Genomic DNA, 19,082 nt, shown 5'->3' on the forward strand with positions numbered 1-19,082 from the left:
CCCATGGGTATTTTCGACTTTCTCTCCGGTGAATTCATCGACGTCATCCACTGGACCGACGACACCCGCGACACGATGGTCTGGCGCTTCGAGCGCGAAGACCACGAGATCAAGTATGGCGCCAAGCTGACCGTGCGCGAGGGCCAGGCCGCCGTCTTTGTCCACGAGGGTCAATTGGCCGACGTCTTTACCCCCGGTCTTTACATGCTGGAAACCAACAACATGCCGGTGCTGACCACCTTGCAACACTGGGATCACGGGTTCAGATCGCCGTTCAAGTCCGAGATCTATTTCGTCAACACCACGCGGTTCCACGATCTGAAATGGGGCACCAAGAACCCGGTGATCCTGCGCGATCCCGAATTCGGCCCCACCCGCATCCGCGCCTATGGCACCTATTCGGTACGGGTGACGGACCCGGCGCGCTTCCTGGTGGAAATCGTCGGCACCGACGGCGAATTCACGATGGACGAGATCAGCTATCAGATCCGCAACATAATCGTGCAGGAATTTTCCCGCGTTATCGCGGGCGCGGGAATCCCGGTGCTGGACATGGCCGCCAATACCGACGACTTGGGGCGCCTGGTCGCGGCGGAGGTCTCTAAGACGCTGGCCGGTTACGGCCTCGCGATGCCGGAATTCTATATCGAGAACATCTCGTTGCCTCACCCCGTCGAAAAGGCGCTGGACAAGCGCACCTCGCTGGGGCTGGCAGGCGATCTGGGACAGTTCACGCGTTATTCCGCCGCCGAGGCCATGACGAGCGCCGCGCAGGCCCCTGCCGGGGGCGGCATGGCCGCCGGTCTTGGCGCGGGCATGGGGATGGCGATCGGGGCGCAGATGGGGCCTTGGGGCGCCATCCCTGCACCGGTTCAGCCCCCGCCCCCACCGGTCGAACATGTCTGGCACATCGCCGAGAACGGTCAGACACGGGGGCCCTTCAGCCGCGCCACAATGGGCCGAATGGCCGCCGATGGCAGCCTGAGACGCGAAACCCATGTCTGGACGCCCGGCCAGGACGGCTGGCTGCGCGCCGAGGACGTGCGCGAGCTGGCCCAGCTTTTCACCGTCGCGCCCCCGCCCCCGCCACCGGGTGTCTGACCTGCGCGGCCCGGTCCTGAACTTTGGCGGAAAAGGCGGTCCTGATGCCCCGCTCATCCCGATCCGAACACCGTTTTCCCTGCGACCAATGCGGGGCGGATTTCCGCTTTTCTCCGTCAGAGGGACGGCTGGTTTGCGACCATTGCGGGCAGAGTGCCAAGATCGACGATGACGGCCCCGGCCCCGATGGGATTGCCGAAAATGACTTTCTGGCCGCGCTGAACGCCAAGACACCGCAGGCCGAGGCCGAAAATATCGACCGCCTGAAATGCCCCAATTGCGGCGCCGAGCTGGAACTCGACCTTGGGGCCCATGCCGGCGAATGCCCGTTCTGCGCCACGCCCATGGTGACCGATACCGGCCCCCAACGCCTGATCAAGCCCCGCGCCGTGATCCCTTTTGCCCTGGAGGAACGCGAGGCCCAAAAGGCAATGACCGACTGGCTGGGCGGGCTGTGGTTCGCCCCGAACGGGCTGCGGAACCATGCCCGCAAGGGCCGCCGGATGCAGGGCGTCTATGTCCCTTACTGGACCTTCGACGCCGACACCCAAAGCCGCTATTCCGGCGCGCGCGGCATGGTAGTGCGTGAGAACAACCGGGTGCCCCGCAACGGTCAACCCCGGACCGTAAGGGCACAAAAAATCCGCTGGACCCCGGTTTCGGGCCATGTAGCCCGGTTCTTCGACGATATTCTGGTGCTGGCCGCGACAAGCCTTCCCAAATCCTATACCGACGCGCTGGAGCCGTGGAATCTTTCGGCGCTGCGCCCCTACCACCCCGAATACCTGGCCGGCTTTCGCGCCGAGGGCTACACGATGGACCTCTCCGAGGGCTATGACGAGGCGCGCGCCAGGATGGACCGGGCAATCCGGCACGACGTGCGCCTTGACATCGGCGGCGACCGGCAGCGGATCGAAACCCTGGACACCCAGGTCCGCGGCGTGACCTTCAAGCATGTGCTGCTTCCGGTATGGACGGCCGCCTACAAGTATCGCGGCAAGACCTACCGCTTTGTCGTGAACGGCCAGACCGGACGGGTAAGGGGCGAACGGCCCTGGTCAGCGTGGAAAATCGCGCTGGCCGTGCTGCTGGCGGCCGGTCTCGGCTATCTCGCAGCGTTCTGGCAGGGCTGAGCGAACACGGTCACACAACCCGGCACAGGTTGCACCCCCGCCTTTCAGGGGGCAATCATGCCAAGGCAACAGGCCCGAGCGGCAAGATGCGAAACGGGCAATCGGGAGTAGGCCAGATGATCCTTTGCGCGGGCGAAGCCCTGGTGGACATGCTGCCGTGCAAGACGGCCGAGGGCGCACCCGCCTTTACCCCGCATCCCGGTGGCGCGGTCTTCAATACGGCCGTCGCGCTGGGGCGGCTCGGGGCGCGGGCGGGGTTGCTGGCCGGTCTGTCCACCGGCATGTTCGGCGCGTTGCAAGAGCAGACCTTGACCGGATCGGGGGTCGACATCACGCTTTGCCCCCGCTCGGCACGCCCTTCAACGCTGGCCTTCGTCACGCTGACGGACGGGCAGGCGCGCTATGAGTTTCACGACGAGAATACCGCGGGTCGCATGCTGACAGATACCGACCTGCCGATGTTACCCGACGCGGTAGAGGCGGTGTTCTGCGGTGGGATCTCGCTGGTGACCGAACCCTGTGGCAACGCCTTCGAGGCGCTGTTTGCGCGCGCGCAAGAGGCGCGGGTGACAATGCTCGACCCCAATATCCGGCCGGGCTTCATCGTCGACGAGACCCGTTATCGCGCCCGTATCGCGCGGATGATCGCCGCGGCCGATATCGTCAAGATGTCGGATGAAGACCTGCACTGGCTGGAAGGTCAGGGCGAGGCGGCAGAACTGGCGCAAAGACTGCTGGCGCGGGGGCCGCGACTGGTGCTGGTGACACGCGGTTCGGCAGGGGCCAGCGCCTTTGGCAAGGCGGCAGAAGCCCATATCGCGGCCCCACAGGTCGAGCTGGTCGATACCGTCGGGGCGGGCGACACCTTCAACGCCGGAATCCTGGCCGCACTGCAAGAGGGGGGCAAGCTGAACAAGACCGCGATCCCATGGCTGTCCGCCACGACCCTGGAAAATGCGCTTGACCTCGCGGCGCGTGCCGCGGCCGCCACCGTCACACGCGCGGGCGCAAACCCGCCCTGGGCAGGGGAGCTGGCATGAGGGCCCTGGTTCAACGTGTCAGCGAGGCCGCGGTCCGGGTTGACGGCGCATCGTTGGGCGAAATCGGGCCGGGGCTGATGATCCTGGTCTGCGCGATGGCGGGCGACGGAACGGCACAGGCGGAAAAGCTGGCTGGCAGGATCGCGAGGATGCGCATCTTCAGGGATGCAGATGACAAGATGAACCTGTCGATTCTGGACACCCACGGCGCCGCGCTGGTGATCAGCCAGTTCACGCTGGCCGCCGATACAGCACGCGGCAACCGGCCCGGCTTTTCGGCCGCTGCCCCCCCGGCCGAGGCAGAGCGCCTGTACGAACATTTCGCGCAAGCGCTGCGCGCACAGGGCATCGCGGTCGCCACCGGACGGTTCGGGGCTGATATGAAAGTGTCGCTGGTCAATGACGGGCCGGTGACGATCTGGATCGAGGCATGAGGCGCCTCAATCCTCGAACAGGCCGCCCTGCCCCGGCGTCCGGGGCGCGGGCAGGCCAAGATGCGCCCAGGCCTTGGCCGCCAGCATCCGCCCGCGCGGGGTGCGCTGGATCAGGCCCTGTTGCAGCAAGTAGGGCTCGATCACCTCTTCCAGCGCGTCGCGGGATTCCGACAGCGCCGCGCTGATCGTTTCGATTCCGACCGGGCCGCCGCCGTAATTGTCAGCGATCAGGCGCAGGTAACGCCGGTCGGCACCATCCAGCCCCAAAGCGTCCACTTCCATCCGGGTCAGGGCGTGATCGGCCACGGCGCGGGTGATCCGCCCCTCGCCCTCGATCAGCGCGAAATCCATCACCCGGCGCAGCAGGCGCCCCGCGATACGCGGCGTGCCGCGCGCCCGGCGCGCGATCTCGCGCAGGCCCTCGGAATCGGCCGGCACCCCCATCAGCCGCGCGCCACGGCCAACGATCTGTTCCAGTTCCCCGGCCGTGTAGAATTGCAACCGCACCGGAATACCGAAGCGGTCGCGCAACGGCGTGGTCAACAGGCCCAGCCGGGTGGTCGCGCCGACCAGCGTGAAGGGCTGCAACTCGATGCGCACGGTGCGCGCGGCCGGGCCTTCGCCGATCACCAGGTCCAGCTCGAAATCCTCCATCGCCGGGTACAGCACCTCCTCGACCACGGGGCTGAGGCGGTGGATCTCGTCGATGAACAGGACATCGCGCGCCTCAAGGTTGGTCAGGATCGCGGCCAGGTCGCCCGCCTTGGCCAGAACCGGCCCCGAGGTCATGCGGAAATTGACGCCAAGTTCCCGCGCCATGATCTGCGCCAGCGTGGTCTTGCCGAGGCCCGGCGGGCCATGGAACAGCGCGTGGTCCATCGCCTCGCCCCGGCGCCGTGCACTTTCGATAAAGACGCGCAGGTTGGCGCGGGCCTCGGCCTGGCCGATGAAATCGCCCAGATGCTGGGGGCGCAGGGCGCGGTCGGCATCCTCGGGCTGGGCCTCGGGGCGCAGGGTGGGGTCTGGCGTGGTCATTCGCAACTCCCCGCGCATGGTTGCCCGCGCAGCGGGGGCTGCCTGCCCCCGCACCCCCGGGGATATTTTTCCCAAAGCATTCGAACCTGCTTTGATCCAAATATCCTCGCCGAAGGCGTTTTTTTGCGGCCCATGCCGCCCATCTCGACGATGAGGCGCATTCGCTATCCTTTCGGCGCGAGCAGTTTAAGCGCCGCGCGGATCAGCGCGGGCGTATCGGCCTGCGGCGCCGCACCCGCAGCCTGGGCCACGGCCTGCGCGGCTTCGGAGGGGGCATAGCCAAGGTTGCCCAGCGCCGACAGCGCCTCGGCCTGTGCCGAAGCCGCAGAAGGGGGGCGCTGCCCGGGCGCGGGGCCGACAGGATTGGGCGGGGGCGCCATGTCGACGGTTGAGATCCCGGTCGCCTCTTGCAGGCTGCCGCCCAATGCCATCACCCCGGGCGCCTTGTCGCGCAGTTCGTTCACCACGCGCTGCGCGATCTTGGGACCGATGCCCGGGGCGGCCTTGATGGCGCCCCAGTCGCCCAGCGCGATCGCACGACTGACCCCCTCTGGGCCCAGCGTGCCGAGGATGGCCATCGACGCCTTGGCCCCGATCCCCTGGACACCGACCAGCAAGCGGTGCCATTCGCGTTCGAGCAGTGTCGGGAACCCGAAAAGTTGCAGCAGGTCTTCGCGCACCAGCAACTCGGTGTAAAGCGCCACGGCCTCGCCCGGCCCCGGCAGGCTGGCCAGCGTGCGCTCGGAGACGTGGACCTCGTAGCCGACCCCGCCCACGTCGATCATGACCCGGTCGGTCCCGCGATGAACAAGGCGTCCCGCCAGCCGCCCGATCATGCGCCAGCCCGGGCCAGCGCCGCGGCCAGCCGCCCGCCGGTCTGCATGTGATGGGCATGGCAAAGCGCCACCGCAAGCGCGTCGGCGGCATCCGCGCCGGCGATCGCCACGCCGGGAAATTGCAGCCGCACCATGTGATCGATCTGCCGCTTGTCGGCATGTCCCACGCCCACAACGGTCTTTTTCACCGCGTTCGGCGCGTATTCGCCCACCTCCAGGCCCGCCCGCGCCGGCACCAGAAGCGCGATACCGCGCGCCTGTCCGAGTTTGAGCGTGCCCGCGGCATCGCGATTGACGAAGGTCTGTTCGACCGCGGCCGTGTCCGGGGCGAACCGCAAAACGATGTCGGTCAACTGATCGTGCAGGGACAACAGCCGCGCCGCCAGTGCCCCCTCGCCTGACGGGCACAGCCCGTTGGCGACATGGGTCAGCCTGCTGCCCGTTGCCTCGATCACGCCCCAGCCGGTGGTACGCAGGCCGGGATCGATCCCCAAAACACGCATCCTCGCGCCCCGATCACTCCGTCTGTTTCAGCGGTTAGCACGAAAAGAGAACATCGGCCAGCAGGAATGCGGCGCATCCGGGGGGGCAAGGCGGGCCCGCCATGTTCCGGGAACGAAAATGTTGGTTCTTTCAGCCCCGCCCCCGGGCCGGGACCATCTCACGCAATGCGTCGCCCAGCCATGCGGTGAGGGGATCGACCTGCATCACGTAAGCCCCGGCACGTTCGACCAACGACCCGTCAGCGGCCCGCGCCAGGCGGTCGTTGTAATCCAGCGCCCCGACCTGTGACAGGATCAGCGCCTTGATGACCAGCACCGAAGCCGCGACCACGATCAACGGACGAAGGATCGGCAAGCGCGCGCGATTTCGGCGCGTGTAGCAGGACCGGCCGATCGTGCCCGGCGCCTCGAAGCCGAAACCGCGCCGGTGCATCCGGTCAAGCCGCGCAAGGCGGCCGTGAAATTCTCGCATCTGCGGATCGTACATGGCACGCTCCCTTGTGCCCCACCGTGGCCACAATGCGATGAAATCAGGGCAGAAATATGACCACTCAGGCAGTTTTTCGTAGACAAAGAGTTGTCCAGTCGCCGATTTCCTCGGCGGCGTGAACGGTGAGGCCATGTTCGGCATAAGCGGCGCAGACCTCGTCGGCCTGTTCGTTCAGAAGGCCAGACAGGATGGCAATACCCCCCGATGACAGGGCCGCGGCCATGTCGGCGGCAAGTGCGATCAAGGGGGCCTTGAGGATATTGGCAAAGATCAGGTCAAACGGCGCGGCCGCGGCAAGATCTGGATGGTCAAGGCCCGTGGCCTCAAGACAGCGGACTCGCCCCGCCAGGCCATTGGCCACGACATTCGCCTCGGCCACCTCGACGGCAACAGGATCGATATCGGAGGCCAGAATGGGGACATCCCACAAATGCGCCGCCGCCATGGCCAGAACCGCCGTACCACAGCCTATATCGGCAACTGCGCGGGGACGGATGCCCTGCACCGCCAGCCGGTCCAGCGCCCGCAAACACCCCTGGGTGGTGCCGTGATGACCGGTCCCAAAGGCCATCGATGCCTCGATCAACAGGCCGATCCTGTCCTCGGGCAGCTTGTCGGCATCATGGCTGCCATAAACGAAGAAGCGCCCCGCCTCGACCGGGGCAAGTTCCCGGCGCACTTTTGCGACCCAATCCGTTTCCGGCAATTGCGAAACGGTGAAATCGCGCGCGCCATGCATCGCCGCCAACAACGCCAGTCCCGCCGCGTCGGGCGTTTCGGTAAAATAGCCGCCGACTTCCCAGAGGCCAGAGCCATCCTCGATCTCGAAGACGCCCACGCCGGTCGGTTCGGGATCGAGTTGTTCCATCGCGGCGGCCAGCGCCTCGGCCTGGTCCTTGCCGGTCAGCGTGGTCAGGGCGGTAAAGGTGGGCATGGGGCATCCTTTCGCTGGGTTCGGGGCCGCGATAGACCCCACCCTGCCCACCGTCAAGCGCGCTCAGGCCCCGGTACCGATGGGGCACACAACCCCGGTGCCGCCCAGACCACAATAGCCGCCCGGATTCTTGGCTAGGTATTGCTGGTGATAGCCCTCGGCGTAGTAGAAATGCGGCGCGGGCAGGATTTCGGTGGTGATCGCGCCATGGCCGGCCGCACGCAGGCGCGCGGCATACAGCTCACGGCTGGCCTCGGCGACCTGGCGCTGCGGCTCGCCAAAGGTGTAGATACCCGATCGGTACTGTGTACCCCGGTCATTGCCCTGGCGCATGCCCTGGGTCGGGTCGTGCCCCTCCCAGAAGGTGCGCAGCAACTCGTCGTAGGAAATAACGGCCGGGTCGTAGACCACGCGCACCACCTCGTTATGGCCCGTGCGGCCGGTGCAGACCTCTTCATAGCTGGGGTTGGGGGTAAAGCCCGCCGCATAGCCAGCCGCCGTCATCCACACACCGGGCAGTTGCCAGAACATCCGTTCCACGCCCCAGAAACAGCCCATGCCGAAGATCGCCTCTTGCATGCCCTCGGGAACGGGGGCCTTGAGCGGACGGTGAAAGACGAAATGTGTCTCGGCGGTCGCGATAGGGTCGCGGCGCCCTGGCAAGGCTTCGGTCGGGCTGATCATGTCGGTCTTGCGGCTGAAAAGCGAAAACATGGCGTCTCCTGCAAACTCTGGCTGTTCCGGGATATAGCGTGCCCGGACGAAAGGCCCACAGGCTGTGCGCGCCTATTCCGCCGGGGTGGCAACCAGAGCCGAGAACACCGTTTCATTGCCAGGTTCGGGATGGCGCGGAATCATCAGCGCCAGGATCAGCGACATCGCCGCCATGCCCGCGGCCAAGGCAAAAACACCGCCCGGCGAGGTAACCCAGAGATAGCCCAGCGCGGCGGGCAGGAACACGGCCGCGATATGGTTGATGGTAAAGGCCACGGCGGCGGTGGGCGCGATGTCGCCCGGATCGGCGATTTTCTGGAAATAGGTCTTGAGCGCGAAGGCAAGCGCAAAGAACAGGTGGTCGATCACGTAAAGCGCCGCGGCCAACGCCACGCCCCAGCCGAAATAATAAATCCCGCCATAAGCCAGGAATACCGCGATCAGCCCGACATACTCAAAGGCCAGCGCGCGCCGTTCCCCCCATTTCGCCACGGCCCGCCCCATCAGCGGCGCAAAGGCCATATTGGCGAGAAAGTTGATCAGGAACAGCGCGGTGACCTCGTGCACCTCGAAACCGAAGCGTTCGACCATCATGAAGGCGGCGAACACGACAAAAATCTGCCGCCGCGCGCCCGACATGAATTGCAAAAGGTAATACAGCCAGTAACGGCGGCGCAGGATCAGCCGTTTCACCTGTGGATTGGGCGCCTCGAACTGGGGATAAGCCAGCAGGCAGAACAGGGCCACCGCGGCGGTGAACCCGCCCGCGGTCAGGTAGACAAAGGCATAGGACAGATCGAACGCCTTCCATGTGACCACGAGCAGACCATAGGCGACCAGCGAGGCCGCCGAACCCGCCGCCACCAGCCAGCCCAGCGTTTGCGGCGCACGATCCTTGTCGATCCACTGCAATTGCAGCGACTGGTTCACCGTCTCGTAATAGTGAAACCCGATGGAGCTGAGCATCGTGACGGTCAGAAGCCCGCCCAGCGACGGGAACCACGCGGTCACGGCCGTCGCCGCCCCCAGCAGCATCAACGCCACCACGCCCAGCACCTGTTCGCGGATCACCATGATCAGCGCGATTACCCCGATGGCCAGGAAACCAGGTATCTCGCGCACCGTGTGCAGCCAGCCGATATCGACCCCGTCGAAATCGGCAACCTCTATGACGAAATTGTTCAACAGCGCCGACCAGGTAGCAAAGGCCACCGGCATGGCAAAGGCCATCACGAACAACAGGCTGACCGGGCGACGCCATAACGGCAGCGTACCGGCCTCGGACAGGCGGACCAGGTGCATCATTCCTGCCCTTTACGCCCAAACCTCTCGGCGGGCGAGCGCAAATGAGCGCATCGCCTGATCTGAATCAAGGCACCGCCCCCGCCCTTGTTGCAAAGCCAATGAAATTCGCAGACCGGGAGACCTGCGCATGGATATCCTAGCCCTCGTGGAACGCATCGGCGAGGCGCCGACCGCGGCGATTTTCGGCCTGATCACCGGCATGATCTTTGGCGTTGCGGCACAGCGTTCCAGTTTCTGCCTGCGCGCGGCGACGATCGAATTCGCCCGCGGCCGGTTAGGCGACCCGGTGGCGGTTTGGCTGTTGTGCTTTTCCACCGCGCTGGTCTGGGTCCAGGCGGCAGACCTGGCCGGCTTGATGCGCACAGAAGATGCGCGGATGATGGCCGTGCCCGGATCATGGTCGGGGGCAATCATCGGCGGGCTGATCTTCGGCGCAGGCATGGTGCTGGCACGCGGCTGTCCGGGGCGGCTGCTGGTATTGGCGGCCACGGGCAACCTGCGCTCGGTCGTGTCGGGGCTGATCTTTGCGGTGCTTGCACAGATGAGCCTGCATGGCTGGCTGTCACCGCTGCGCGACAAGCTGGCTGCGCTGTGGATCACGCCGGGCGGGCGCAACGTGAACCTGATCGACGCGGCAGGGCTGCCGGATATATCGGGACTGCTGCTAGGGATTTTCTGTGCCGCGATCGCATTATGGATGGCCTATCGCAACCGCATCTCGATCCGCAAACTGGTCTTCGGCGCGGGCGTCGGGTTTTCGGTGGCGGTGGGCTGGGTTCTGACCTTCGGCCTGTCCGAGGTCAGCTTCGACCCGGTCCAGATCGAAAGCCTGACCTTCACCGGCCCCTCGGCCAACACGCTGATGTTCTTCCTCGAACGACCCGCGATCCTGCATTTCGACATCGGCCTGGTGCCCGGCGTGTTCCTCGGCTCGTTCCTGGCCGCCTGGATCGCGCGAGACCTGCGATTGCAGGGCTTCGAAAGCGAAGTGAACATGCGCAAGGCGATGATCGGCGCCGCGCTGATGGGCTTCGGCGGGATGCTGGCCGGGGGCTGCTCGATCGGGGCGGGGGTCACCGGCGGGTCGATCTTTGCCGGCACGATGTGGGCTGCGCTGGCCGCGATGTGGGTCGGCGGCATGGCGACCGATTACCTGGTGGACCAGAACCGCGGCGCGGCGCGCACGGCCTGATCCCCCCAGCACCCGTCAGACCAGCCGCAGATGCGCGCGTGCCCCGCGCTGGCCCAGCATCGCGGCCACAAGGGCACGCCCGTCACGGGTCGGCTGACCCTGCGCATCGATCCAGCCCCGGCGGCGCGCGGTCGCAAGCGGGTTGGTCGGATCGCCTTGGTGACGAGCGATGGCGATCAGACGGCGGGACAATTCACGATGGGTCATGCTGTATCCTCCCTTTGGGGTCGGATACGCCCGAGGGCGCCTTGTGGTTCTGCCATGCGGCTCACAGCTTCGTGATCATATCCCCTGCCTACGGGCGTCACAGGAAACTTTGCGGGTCGATATCCACCGCAAGGCGCAACTGCGCGGGCAGTTTTACCGGCGCCAGCCAGTCGGAAATCGCCACCTGAAGCGGGGCGCCCTTTTCCGCCTTGATCAACAATCGTACCCGGTGGCGTCCGCGCACGCGGGCAATCGGGGCAGGCGCAGGGCCAAACACCTGCGCGCCGATCCGCCTGAGCGGCCCGTCATTGCGCGCCAGCATGGTGCCCAGGTCAAAGGCCGCTTTTGCCTCGGGCGCGGAAATCACGATCCCCGCCATCCGCCCGTAGGGCGGCACGCCTGCCGCGCGCCGCTCTGCCGCCTCGGCCCGCCAGAAACCTTCCTCGTCGCCGGTCAGGATCGCGCGGATCACCGGGTGCTCGGGCTGAAAGGTCTGCAACAGCGCCAGACCCTTTTGCGCCCCGCGCCCCGCACGGCCCGCCACCTGCCGCATCAATTGAAAGGTGCGCTCGGCCGCGCGCAGGTCGGACCCTTGCAACCCGAGATCAGCGTCGATCACGCCAACCAGTGTCAACAGCGGAAAGTTGTGCCCCTTGGCCACCAGTTGCGTGCCGATGATGATATCGGCCTCGCCCGCCGCGATGGCATCAATCTGGGCCTTCAACGCGCGGGCCGTGGCAAACAGGTCCGAGGACAGCACCGCAACCCGCGCATCGGGAAAACGTTCGGCGGTTTCCTCGGCAAGCCGTTCCACGCCAGGGCCAACCGCGGCCAGCTTTCCCTCGACATGGCAGGACGGGCAGGCTTCGGGCATCGGCCTGGTTTCGCCGCATTGATGGCAGACCAGCCGTTTCAGAAACCGGTGTTCGACCATCCGCGCGTCGCAATGCGCGCAGCCGATCTGATGGCCGCAGGCCCGGCAGACCGTGACCGGCGCATAGCCACGGCGATTGAGAAACAACAGCGCCTGTTGGCCGGCGGCCAGCCTTGCGCGCATCGCGGCCTCAAGCGTAGGTGAAATCCAGTGACTGGCGGGCAGCGTTTCGGACCGCATGTCGATGGCGCGCATCTCGGGCAGGCCGGCCTCGCCAAACCGCGATGTCAGATCGAGGCGCGTGTATTTGCCCGCCTCTGCATTGGCCCAGCTTTCAAGGCTGGGCGTGGCAGAGGCCAGAACGACCTGCGCCGAAGCCAGCGAGGCGCGCAGCACGGCCATGTCGCGGGCGTTGTAGAGAACGCCCTCTTCCTGCTTGTAGGAGCTGTCGTGTTCCTCATCCACGACGATCAGGCCCAGGTCGCGAAACGGCAGGAACAGGGCTGATCGCGCACCCACCACCAGTTGCGCACCGCCCCGTCCGACCATGCGCCAGAGACGCCGCCGCTCGGCCATGGTCATGCCGGAATGCCATTCGGCGGGCCGCGCACCGAAACGGCGCTCGACCCGGGTCAGAAACTCGGCGGTCAGGGCGATCTCGGGCAAAAGAACCAGCGCCTGGCGTCCACCTGACAGGCACTCGGCCACGGCCTCAAGGTAGACCTCGGTCTTGCCCGACCCGGTCACCCCCTTGAGAAGCGTCGTGCCATAGGACCCGCCCGCCACGCCGGCGCGCAGCCGCGCCGCGGCGCGTGCCTGGTCCTCGGCCAGGCTCACGCCTCCCCGCGCCGGGTCGAGACGGGGATAGGGCTGGTCGCGGGGGGCGTCCTCTTCCAGCACCGCGCCCGAAGGGATCAGCCCCTTGACGACCGAGGGCGACACGCCCGCCTGTTCAGCCAGTTCCCCCAGCGTGAAGGCCAGGCCGCCATAGCTCTCCAGCACCTCCAGCACGCGGGCGCGGGCGGAGGTCATGCGGTCGGGTCCCCCCGCCCCCCGGCGATACAACCGCCGCATCGAGGGCGGATCGCCAAGACCGGGCGCACGGGTGGCCAGCCGCAGCATCGCCGGCAGGGGCGTCAGGGTGTAATCGGCCGCGCGTTCCAGAAAGAGGCGCATCTCGTCACGCATCGGGGCGGCGTCCAGCACGCGGATGACCGCGCGCAGCCGGCCCGCATCCACGTCGCCAGCCCCCGCCCCCCAAACCACGCCAAGAACCTTGCGCGGGCCCAGGGGCACTTCGACGAACTCGCCTGTCGAACAGCCCCCCTCGGGCGCATGATAATCGAACGGGCGGCCAAGCGGCTGTGCCGTCAGCACCGCGATGCGCGCGCCCCGGGCAAATTCCGCACCTGTCATGCCCGCCCTCCTGCCAGGGCTTTCGGCGGTGCAGCATATCGGCTAGACCGGGTGCGACAGAACGCAGCAAGGCGTGAGGGCCCCATGAAATTCTTCGTCGATACCGCCGATGTGGACGCGATCCGCGAACTTGCCGACCTGGGCATGGCCGACGGGGTGACCACAAACCCCTCGCTCATCATGAAATCGGGACGCGATATCCTTGAGGTCACACGCGAGATCTGTGCCATCGTCGAGGGTCCGGTCTCGGCCGAGGTCGTGGCGCCAGACGCCCCCGCGATGATCGCGGAGGGCCGCGAACTGGCGCGGATCGCCCCTAACATCGCGATCAAGGTGCCGCTGACCTGGGAGGGGCTGAAAGCCTGCAAGGCGCTGTCGGGCGAGGGCCACAAGGTCAATGTCACACTCTGTTTCTCTGCCGCGCAGGCGATCCTGGCGGCCAAGGCCGGGGCAAGCTTTGTCTCGCCGTTTCTCGGGCGTCTGGACGACATCAACCTGGATGGCCTGCAACTGATCGCCGACATCCGCGCGATCTATGACAACTATGGCTTCGGGACCGAGATACTGGCGGCCTCGATCCGGTCGGTCAACCACATCACCGAGGCCGCGAAGATCGGTGCCGATGTCGTGACCGCGCCCCCCGCCGTCATCAAGCAGATGGCCGCCCACCCCCTGACCGACAAGGGGTTGGCCATCTTCATGGCGGATTGGGAAAAAACGGGGCAGAAAATCCTATAGATTTCGGGTAATCTGGCGGCAAATGACCAAATACCACGAGGGGCAGATGGGCAGCATTCCGGCAATCGCGGAGGATCTTCGCGCAAGGATCATCGCCGATCCTGAAATGATCCTTGACGACCCCGACGTGATGCGCGCGCTGGTCGCGGCGAATGAAAAGGCGCTGGGCGCCAATATCGTCGACCTTCGTGGCATCGCGATGGAACGACTCGAGGCAAGGCTGGACAGGCTTGAGGAAACTCACCGTTCGGTTATCGCGGCGGCCTATGACAATCTTGCTGGCACCAACCAGATCCACCGCGCGGTGCTTCGCCTGCTGGACCCGGTCGATTTCGAAAGCTTCCTGTCCGGCCTGTCGAAGGACGTCGCCACGATCCTGCGCGTCGATTGCGTCCGGCTGGTGCTGGAATCGGCGCGCAATGCCCAGGGCGAGGCGCTGGGTGCGCTGGGCGATATGGTGCATGTCGCCCGGCCCGGCTTTGTCGACGAGTATGCCGGCGGGCCACATGGGCGCGATGCCGCGGCGCGCCCCGTGACGCTGCGCCAGGGCGTGCCGGGCGGCGAGGAACTCTACGGGGACAAATCCGGCGATCTGCGTTCCGAGGCGCTGCTGCGCCTGGACCTGGGAACAGGTCGGCTGCCGGGGATGCTGGCGCTGGGATCGGAAGACCCCCACCAGTTTGCCCCCGGACAAGGCACCGACCTGCTGGCTTTTTTCGGGGGCGTGTTCGAACGGGTGATGCGCCGCTGGCTGGCATGAGCCTGGATCTTTGTCCCGGCGCGCGGGATGCGCTGGCGCGCTGGCAGGACGAGCTGCGCGCGCTGAACGGGGCCTCGAACAACACCTTGAAGGCCTATGTTGCGGATGTGCAGGGTTTCCTGGCGTTCCTGGCCGGCTATCACGGCGAACCGGCCGGGCTGGCCAGGCTGGCGCGGGTAGATCTGCGCGACATCCGGGCCTGGATGGCGCATGAGCGCAGCCGCGGGGTCGCGCCGCGGTCGCTGGCGCGGGCGCTGTCCTCGGTCAAGAGCTTTTACCGCTGGCTGGGCCGGCAGCAGGGGTTCGAACCGACTGCGGTGTTGTCGGCCAGGGCACCGAAATTCCCGCGCAAGCTGCCCCGCCCACTGGCCGAGGACGCCGCATGCGCGGTCCTGGACCGCGTGGGCGAGAGCGCCAGCGTCCCATGGGTGGCCGCCCGCGATGCGGCGGTGGTAACCCTGCTTTACGGTTGCGGGCTGCGGATTTCCGAGGCGCTGTCCCTGTCGGGGGCCGACGCGCCGCTGGGCGAGGTGCTGCGCATCCGGGGCAAGGGGGACAAAGAGCGGATCGTGCCGGTCATCGCCCCCGCCCGTGACGCGGTAAACGCCTACACGGCCCTTTGCCCGCACGATCTGTCCCCCGAGGAGCCTTTGTTTCGCGGCGTTCGCGGGGGCGCGCTGAACCCGCGCCTGATCGCGCGGGCAATGGAACAGACGCGCGCCCGGCTGGGCCTGCCGTCCACGGCCACGCCGCACGCCCTGCGCCACAGCTTTGCCACTCACCTGCTGAACGCGGGCGGCGATCTGCGCGCGATACAGGAATTGTTGGGCCATGCCTCGCTGTCGACGACACAGGCCTATACGGCCGTGGATACCGCGCGTTTGATGGAGGTCTACGAGGCCGCGCATCCCAAGGCATGAGGACCCAAGGGTTTTTGGAAAAACCCTTGGGTTGGAAAAATCTTCGAGAAGATTTTTTTCTTGGGTATTTGTGCCAAGAAGAAGATCAACGCGAGCGAAGACGACAGCCACCGCGCGCCCGATCCGCATCGATCAGGGTTCCCTTCGGACCGATGACAGCCCCGGCGCGACCGTCAGGCACGAAAGACAGGGACCGCCGCGATCACCTCAGCCCAGGGCAGCGTTGCATCGCGCGCAGGTCTCGGCATGGGCATGGCTGCCCACATCGGGCAGGATTTTCCAGCAGCGGCCGCATTTCTGCCCGTCGGCCTTTTCGAAGACCACGCCGACGCCATCCACTTCCGGAAGGCGGAAGGCCTCGTTCGGGCTGGGATCGCCGGTGAACTGGATCGCGGAGGTGATGCAGATATCGGCGAAATCAACGGTTTTGAGCGCGGCCAGGACATCCTTGTCGCGGACATGGACCACCGGGGCGGCCTCGAGGCTGGCGCCGATCACCTTGTCGCGGCGCTGGATTTCGAGGGCGGCGGTAACCACGCGGCGGACCCGGCGCAGGCCCGCCCATTTCGCGGCCAGCGCGTCATCGCGCCAGGCCTGCGGGGTTTCGGGGATGTCCTGGAGGTGGACGGAGCTGTCCTCGCCCGGGAAGCGGTCGAGCCAGACATCCTCCATCGTGAACACCAGGATCGGGGCGAGCCAGGTGGTCAGCCGGTGGAACAGGATATCGAGCACGGTGCGGGCGGATTTGCGGCGGATCGAGTCGGGGCCGTCGCAATAGAGCGCGTCCTTGCGGATGTCGAAATAGAAGGACGAGAGATCCACCGTGCAGAAGTTGAACAGCGCCTGGAACACGCCCTGGAAATCGTAGGCATCGAAGCCCTGGCGCACGGTGTCATCCAGTTCCGCGAGGCGATGCAGCACCCAGCGTTCGAGTTCCGGCATGTCGGCGGGGTCGACGCGTTCGGCATCCGAGAAGCCCGCGAGGTTGCCCAGCAGGAACCGCATGGTGTTGCGCAGGCGGCGATAGCTGTCGGCCACGCCCTTCAGGATTTCCGGGCCGATGCGCAGGTCGGCGGTATAGTCGGACTGCGCCACCCAGAGGCGCAGGATGTCGGCGCCGTATTGCTTGACCACTTCCTCGGGCGCGACGGTGTTGCCCAAGGACTTGGACATCTTGTTGCCCTTCTCGTCGAGCGTGAAGCCGTGGGTCAGCACGCCGCGATAGGGGGCCCGCCCGATGGTGCCGCAGGCCTGGAGCATCGAGGAATGGAACCAGCCGCGGTGCTGGTCTGTGCCCTCAAGATACAGGTCGGCGAGGCCGTCGTCGGACCCATCGGCGCGGTCGCGCAGGACGAAGGCGTGGGTGGAGCCGGAATCGAACCACACGTCGAGCACGTCGAACACCTGGTCGTAATCGTCCGCGTTGTGATCGTCGCCGAGGAAGCGTTCCTTGGCGCCCGGTTTGTACCAAGCATCGGCGCCTTCCGCCTCGAACGCGGCGGCGATGCGAGCGTTGACGGCCGGATCGCGCAGCAGGAAGTCGGGGTCGGTCGGCTGCGCGCCCTTTTTCACGAAGCAGGTCAGCGGCACGCCCCAGGCGCGCTGGCGCGAGAGCACCCAGTCGGGGCGGGCCTCGATCATCGAGTAAAGCCGGTTGCGGCCCGTCTGGGGCGTCCATTTCACCAACTGGTCGATGGAGGTCAGCGCACGGCTGCGGATCGTGTCGCCATAGGTGCCCATGCCATCGTCGAGCTTGTGGTCGATGGCGGCGAACCATTGCGGGGTGTTGCGGTAGATCAGGGGCGCCTTGGAGCGCCAGCTATGGGGATAGCTGTGTTTCAGCTTGCCCTTGGCCAGCAGGGCCCCGGCATAGGCCAGTTGCTTGATGACCGAGACATTGGCGGGGCCTTCCTTGCCCTCGGAAGTCAGGATGTGCTGGCCCCCGAAGATCGGCAGGTCGGGGCGGAAGGACCCGTCTTCCAGCACGTTGTAGGTCATCGGCAGGCCGTATTTCAGGCCGATCTGGTAGTCGTCGTCGCCATGGCTGGGCGCGGTGTGGACGAAGCCGGTGCCCGCGTCGTCGGTGACGTGGTCGCCGGGCAGCATGGGAACGTCGAAGTCCCATTCGCCGTTGCCGCCCTCGATGCCACGGAAGGGGTGGGCCAGCGTCAGCGCGCCGAGTTCCTCGGCACTCACATCGCGGACCCGTTCCAGCGTGGCGCCCCTGGCGGCGGCGGCGACGCTTTCGGCCAGCGCATCGGCGAGGATCACGGCTTCGCCGGGCTTGGCCGTGCTGCCCTCGGGCGCCTCGGTCACGCGGTAGAGGCCATAGGCGATGTCGGGGCCGAAGCAGACCGCGCGGTTCTGCGGGATGGTCCATGGCGTGGTGGTCCAGATGACGACCTTTGCATCCTTAAGCGAGAAGTAGTCAGGGTTATCGGCCAAAATCCGTCTAACCTCGTCCTGCCATTCTGCGTTCCGAGCCTTCATTACCTCGACAGTCAATTCGACGCGACGATCCGAAGGGAAGGATCCAACATCCTCAGAACGGTAGTTTGGGTGAGCCTGAAGCGCGATCCAGTCAGCATCAAAAGCGGGATCAGAATACCCTATTATGGGGAACTTCACCCAGATCGTGTGGCTCTGGTGGTCGTGGTATTCGACCTCGGCCTCGGCCAGCGCGGTCTTTTCCACCGGCGACCACATCACGGGTTTGGATCCCTGGTAGAGCGTGCCGTTCATCAGGAATTTCATGAATTCCTGCGCGATGACGGATTCCGCGTGGTAGTCCATCGTCAGATACGGATCGGCCCAGTTGCCGGTGATGCCCAGGCGCCGGAACTCGTCGCGCTGGATGTCGATCCAGCCCTCGGCGAAGCGGCGGCATTCCTGGCGGAAATCGACGACGTCGACCTCGTCCTTGTCCAGCCCCTTGGCGCGGTATTGCTCCTCGATCTTCCACTCGATCGGCAGGCCGTGGCAGTCCCAGCCGGGGACATAGCGGGCATCCTTGCCCATCATCTGCTGCGAGCGCACGATGAAATCCTTGAGGATCTTGTTCAGCGCGTGGCCGATATGCAGGTGCCCGTTGGCGTAGGGCGGGCCGTCATGCAGGATGAAGGGCGGGCGGCCCGGTTTCTCGCGCAGGCGGTCATAGATGCCGATCCGGTTCCACCGTTCCAGCCAGCCGGGTTCGCGGGCGGGCAGGCCCGCGCGCATGGGAAACTCGGTTTCGGGCAGGAACAGGGTGTCTTTATAGTCGGGCGTCTCGGCACACATGGGACTTGGTCCTCGGGATACAGGGTCTCGGGCAATGTCTTGAAAGGGGCGGCGCGACAGGTCAAGCGCCTTGTCCCGGCGACTCTGGTCTCAGAGCGCCGGGCCGGTAATTCGACGGATGGGCGTCTGGCCAAGCATCATGGGCGTTGTATAGGCCGGCCGCGGCGCGGC

18 protein-coding genes are annotated in these 19,082 nt (G+C 66.2%); 8 read left to right on the forward strand and 10 right to left on the reverse strand.

Going from position 1 to position 19,082, the window contains the following annotated elements:
• The first annotated feature begins 3 nt into the window (after nucleotides 1-3).
• The 4 genes from EV663_RS08760 (at nucleotide 4) to dtd (ending at nucleotide 3,708) form a co-directional block, all read left to right on the forward strand.
• Nucleotides 4-1,101 carry an SPFH domain-containing protein gene (locus EV663_RS08760; protein WP_132951416.1) on the forward strand — a complete coding sequence of 366 codons (1,098 nt, stop codon included), beginning with the start codon at nucleotides 4-6 and terminating at the stop codon, nucleotides 1,099-1,101.
• A 44-nt stretch (nucleotides 1,102-1,145) separates the two neighbouring features.
• Complete coding sequence (locus EV663_RS08765) at nucleotides 1,146-2,234, forward strand: TFIIB-type zinc finger domain-containing protein (RefSeq protein WP_132951417.1); 1,089 nt, start codon at nucleotides 1,146-1,148, stop codon at nucleotides 2,232-2,234.
• 116 nt (nucleotides 2,235-2,350) lie between these two features.
• Nucleotides 2,351-3,274 (forward strand): carbohydrate kinase family protein, encoded by a 924-nt coding sequence (locus EV663_RS08770; protein ID WP_132951418.1) that lies wholly within the window; start codon nucleotides 2,351-2,353, stop codon nucleotides 3,272-3,274.
• A complete protein-coding gene (gene dtd / locus EV663_RS08775; RefSeq protein WP_132951419.1) occupies nucleotides 3,271-3,708 on the forward strand; it encodes a D-aminoacyl-tRNA deacylase in 438 nt (145 codons plus the stop codon). Before EV663_RS08770 ends, dtd begins: the two co-directional genes overlap by 4 nt.
• A gap of 6 nt (nucleotides 3,709-3,714) precedes the next feature.
• Here the strand turns inward: dtd and ruvB are convergent, their stop codons facing one another.
• The 7 genes from ruvB to EV663_RS08810 form a co-directional block, all read right to left on the reverse strand.
• Nucleotides 3,715-4,743: a Holliday junction branch migration DNA helicase RuvB gene (gene ruvB / locus EV663_RS08780; protein WP_132951420.1), complete on the reverse strand. Its 1,029-nt coding sequence runs from the start codon at nucleotides 4,741-4,743 to the stop codon at nucleotides 3,715-3,717.
• 164 nt (nucleotides 4,744-4,907) lie between these two features.
• A complete protein-coding gene (ruvA, locus tag EV663_RS08785) occupies nucleotides 4,908-5,579 on the reverse strand; it encodes a Holliday junction branch migration protein RuvA (protein WP_132951421.1) in 672 nt (223 codons plus the stop codon).
• On the reverse strand, nucleotides 5,576-6,082 hold the full coding sequence (ruvC, locus tag EV663_RS08790; protein WP_132951422.1) for a crossover junction endodeoxyribonuclease RuvC: 507 nt from the start codon (nucleotides 6,080-6,082) through the stop codon (nucleotides 5,576-5,578). The genes ruvA and ruvC overlap by 4 nt, the downstream gene beginning before the upstream one ends.
• A 130-nt stretch (nucleotides 6,083-6,212) precedes the next feature.
• Nucleotides 6,213-6,569, reverse strand: coding sequence for a hypothetical protein (locus EV663_RS08795; RefSeq protein WP_132951423.1), 357 nt, complete (start codon nucleotides 6,567-6,569; stop codon nucleotides 6,213-6,215).
• Between the two features lie 64 nt (nucleotides 6,570-6,633).
• Nucleotides 6,634-7,506 carry a 50S ribosomal protein L11 methyltransferase gene (locus EV663_RS08800; protein ID WP_132951424.1) on the reverse strand — a complete coding sequence of 291 codons (873 nt, stop codon included), beginning with the start codon at nucleotides 7,504-7,506 and terminating at the stop codon, nucleotides 6,634-6,636.
• Between the two features lie 63 nt (nucleotides 7,507-7,569).
• Nucleotides 7,570-8,220: a peptide-methionine (S)-S-oxide reductase MsrA gene (gene msrA, locus EV663_RS08805; protein ID WP_132951425.1), complete on the reverse strand. Its 651-nt coding sequence runs from the start codon at nucleotides 8,218-8,220 to the stop codon at nucleotides 7,570-7,572.
• Between the two features lie 72 nt (nucleotides 8,221-8,292).
• A complete protein-coding gene (locus EV663_RS08810; RefSeq protein WP_207904411.1) occupies nucleotides 8,293-9,525 on the reverse strand; it encodes an MFS transporter in 1,233 nt (410 codons plus the stop codon).
• A gap of 127 nt (nucleotides 9,526-9,652) precedes the next feature.
• Between EV663_RS08810 and EV663_RS08815 the strand changes: the two genes are divergently transcribed.
• Nucleotides 9,653-10,717, forward strand: a complete 1,065-nt coding sequence (locus tag EV663_RS08815; RefSeq protein ID WP_132951426.1) for a YeeE/YedE family protein — start codon at nucleotides 9,653-9,655, stop codon at nucleotides 10,715-10,717.
• A gap of 15 nt (nucleotides 10,718-10,732) precedes the next feature.
• Here EV663_RS08815 and EV663_RS08820 read toward each other — a convergent pair whose 3' ends face one another.
• Nucleotides 10,733-10,924, reverse strand: a complete 192-nt coding sequence (locus tag EV663_RS08820; RefSeq protein ID WP_132951427.1) for a hypothetical protein — start codon at nucleotides 10,922-10,924, stop codon at nucleotides 10,733-10,735.
• 97 nt (nucleotides 10,925-11,021) lie between these two features.
• Nucleotides 11,022-13,214 (reverse strand): primosomal protein N', encoded by a 2,193-nt coding sequence (locus tag EV663_RS08825; RefSeq protein WP_132951428.1) that lies wholly within the window; start codon nucleotides 13,212-13,214, stop codon nucleotides 11,022-11,024.
• An 84-nt stretch (nucleotides 13,215-13,298) separates the two neighbouring features.
• On the opposite strand from EV663_RS08825, the gene fsa reads away from it, so the two are divergent.
• The 3 genes from fsa to EV663_RS08840 are packed head-to-tail and all read left to right on the forward strand — an operon-like array spanning nucleotide 13,299 to nucleotide 15,632.
• Nucleotides 13,299-13,952, forward strand: a complete 654-nt coding sequence (fsa, locus tag EV663_RS08830) for a fructose-6-phosphate aldolase (protein WP_132951429.1) — start codon at nucleotides 13,299-13,301, stop codon at nucleotides 13,950-13,952.
• A gap of 46 nt (nucleotides 13,953-13,998) precedes the next feature.
• Nucleotides 13,999-14,712 carry a DUF484 family protein gene (locus EV663_RS08835; protein WP_132951430.1) on the forward strand — a complete coding sequence of 238 codons (714 nt, stop codon included), beginning with the start codon at nucleotides 13,999-14,001 and terminating at the stop codon, nucleotides 14,710-14,712.
• A complete protein-coding gene (locus EV663_RS08840; protein ID WP_132951431.1) occupies nucleotides 14,709-15,632 on the forward strand; it encodes a tyrosine recombinase XerC in 924 nt (307 codons plus the stop codon). Before EV663_RS08835 ends, EV663_RS08840 begins: the two co-directional genes overlap by 4 nt.
• Before the next feature lie 207 nt (nucleotides 15,633-15,839).
• Here EV663_RS08840 and ileS read toward each other — a convergent pair whose 3' ends face one another.
• Nucleotides 15,840-18,911, reverse strand: a complete 3,072-nt coding sequence (gene ileS / locus EV663_RS08845) for an isoleucine--tRNA ligase (protein WP_132951432.1) — start codon at nucleotides 18,909-18,911, stop codon at nucleotides 15,840-15,842.
• Nucleotides 18,912-19,082 lie beyond the last annotated feature (171 nt).

The organism is Rhodovulum bhavnagarense (assembly GCF_004343505.1).
GTDB lineage: Bacteria > Pseudomonadota > Alphaproteobacteria > Rhodobacterales > Rhodobacteraceae > Rhodovulum > Rhodovulum bhavnagarense.

What these genes read in the sequence shown, in the direction of transcription:
- msrA (WP_132951425.1), bottom strand. Translation starts at nt 8,220, where the DNA reads ATGTTTTCGCTTTTCAGCCGCAAGACCGACATGATCAGCCCGACCGAA.
- ruvA (WP_132951421.1), bottom strand. Translation starts at nt 5,579, where the DNA reads ATGATCGGGCGGCTGGCGGGACGCCTTGTTCATCGCGGGACCGACCGG.
- EV663_RS08795 (WP_132951423.1), bottom strand. Translation starts at nt 6,569, where the DNA reads ATGTACGATCCGCAGATGCGAGAATTTCACGGCCGCCTTGCGCGGCTT.
- ruvB (WP_132951420.1), bottom strand. Translation starts at nt 4,743, where the DNA reads ATGACCACGCCAGACCCCACCCTGCGCCCCGAGGCCCAGCCCGAGGAT.
- EV663_RS08840 (WP_132951431.1), top strand. Translation starts at nt 14,709, where the DNA reads ATGAGCCTGGATCTTTGTCCCGGCGCGCGGGATGCGCTGGCGCGCTGG.
- ruvC (WP_132951422.1), bottom strand. Translation starts at nt 6,082, where the DNA reads ATGCGTGTTTTGGGGATCGATCCCGGCCTGCGTACCACCGGCTGGGGC.
- EV663_RS08835 (WP_132951430.1), top strand. Translation starts at nt 13,999, where the DNA reads ATGGGCAGCATTCCGGCAATCGCGGAGGATCTTCGCGCAAGGATCATC.
- EV663_RS08760 (WP_132951416.1), top strand. Translation starts at nt 4, where the DNA reads ATGGGTATTTTCGACTTTCTCTCCGGTGAATTCATCGACGTCATCCAC.
- dtd (WP_132951419.1), top strand. Translation starts at nt 3,271, where the DNA reads ATGAGGGCCCTGGTTCAACGTGTCAGCGAGGCCGCGGTCCGGGTTGAC.
- EV663_RS08765 (WP_132951417.1), top strand. Translation starts at nt 1,146, where the DNA reads ATGCCCCGCTCATCCCGATCCGAACACCGTTTTCCCTGCGACCAATGC.
- EV663_RS08815 (WP_132951426.1), top strand. Translation starts at nt 9,653, where the DNA reads ATGGATATCCTAGCCCTCGTGGAACGCATCGGCGAGGCGCCGACCGCG.
- EV663_RS08820 (WP_132951427.1), bottom strand. Translation starts at nt 10,924, where the DNA reads ATGACCCATCGTGAATTGTCCCGCCGTCTGATCGCCATCGCTCGTCAC.
- ileS (WP_132951432.1), bottom strand. Translation starts at nt 18,911, where the DNA reads ATGTGTGCCGAGACGCCCGACTATAAAGACACCCTGTTCCTGCCCGAA.
- EV663_RS08825 (WP_132951428.1), bottom strand. Translation starts at nt 13,214, where the DNA reads ATGACAGGTGCGGAATTTGCCCGGGGCGCGCGCATCGCGGTGCTGACG.
- EV663_RS08800 (WP_132951424.1), bottom strand. Translation starts at nt 7,506, where the DNA reads ATGCCCACCTTTACCGCCCTGACCACGCTGACCGGCAAGGACCAGGCC.
- fsa (WP_132951429.1), top strand. Translation starts at nt 13,299, where the DNA reads ATGAAATTCTTCGTCGATACCGCCGATGTGGACGCGATCCGCGAACTT.
- EV663_RS08810 (WP_207904411.1), bottom strand. Translation starts at nt 9,525, where the DNA reads ATGATGCACCTGGTCCGCCTGTCCGAGGCCGGTACGCTGCCGTTATGG.
- EV663_RS08770 (WP_132951418.1), top strand. Translation starts at nt 2,351, where the DNA reads ATGATCCTTTGCGCGGGCGAAGCCCTGGTGGACATGCTGCCGTGCAAG.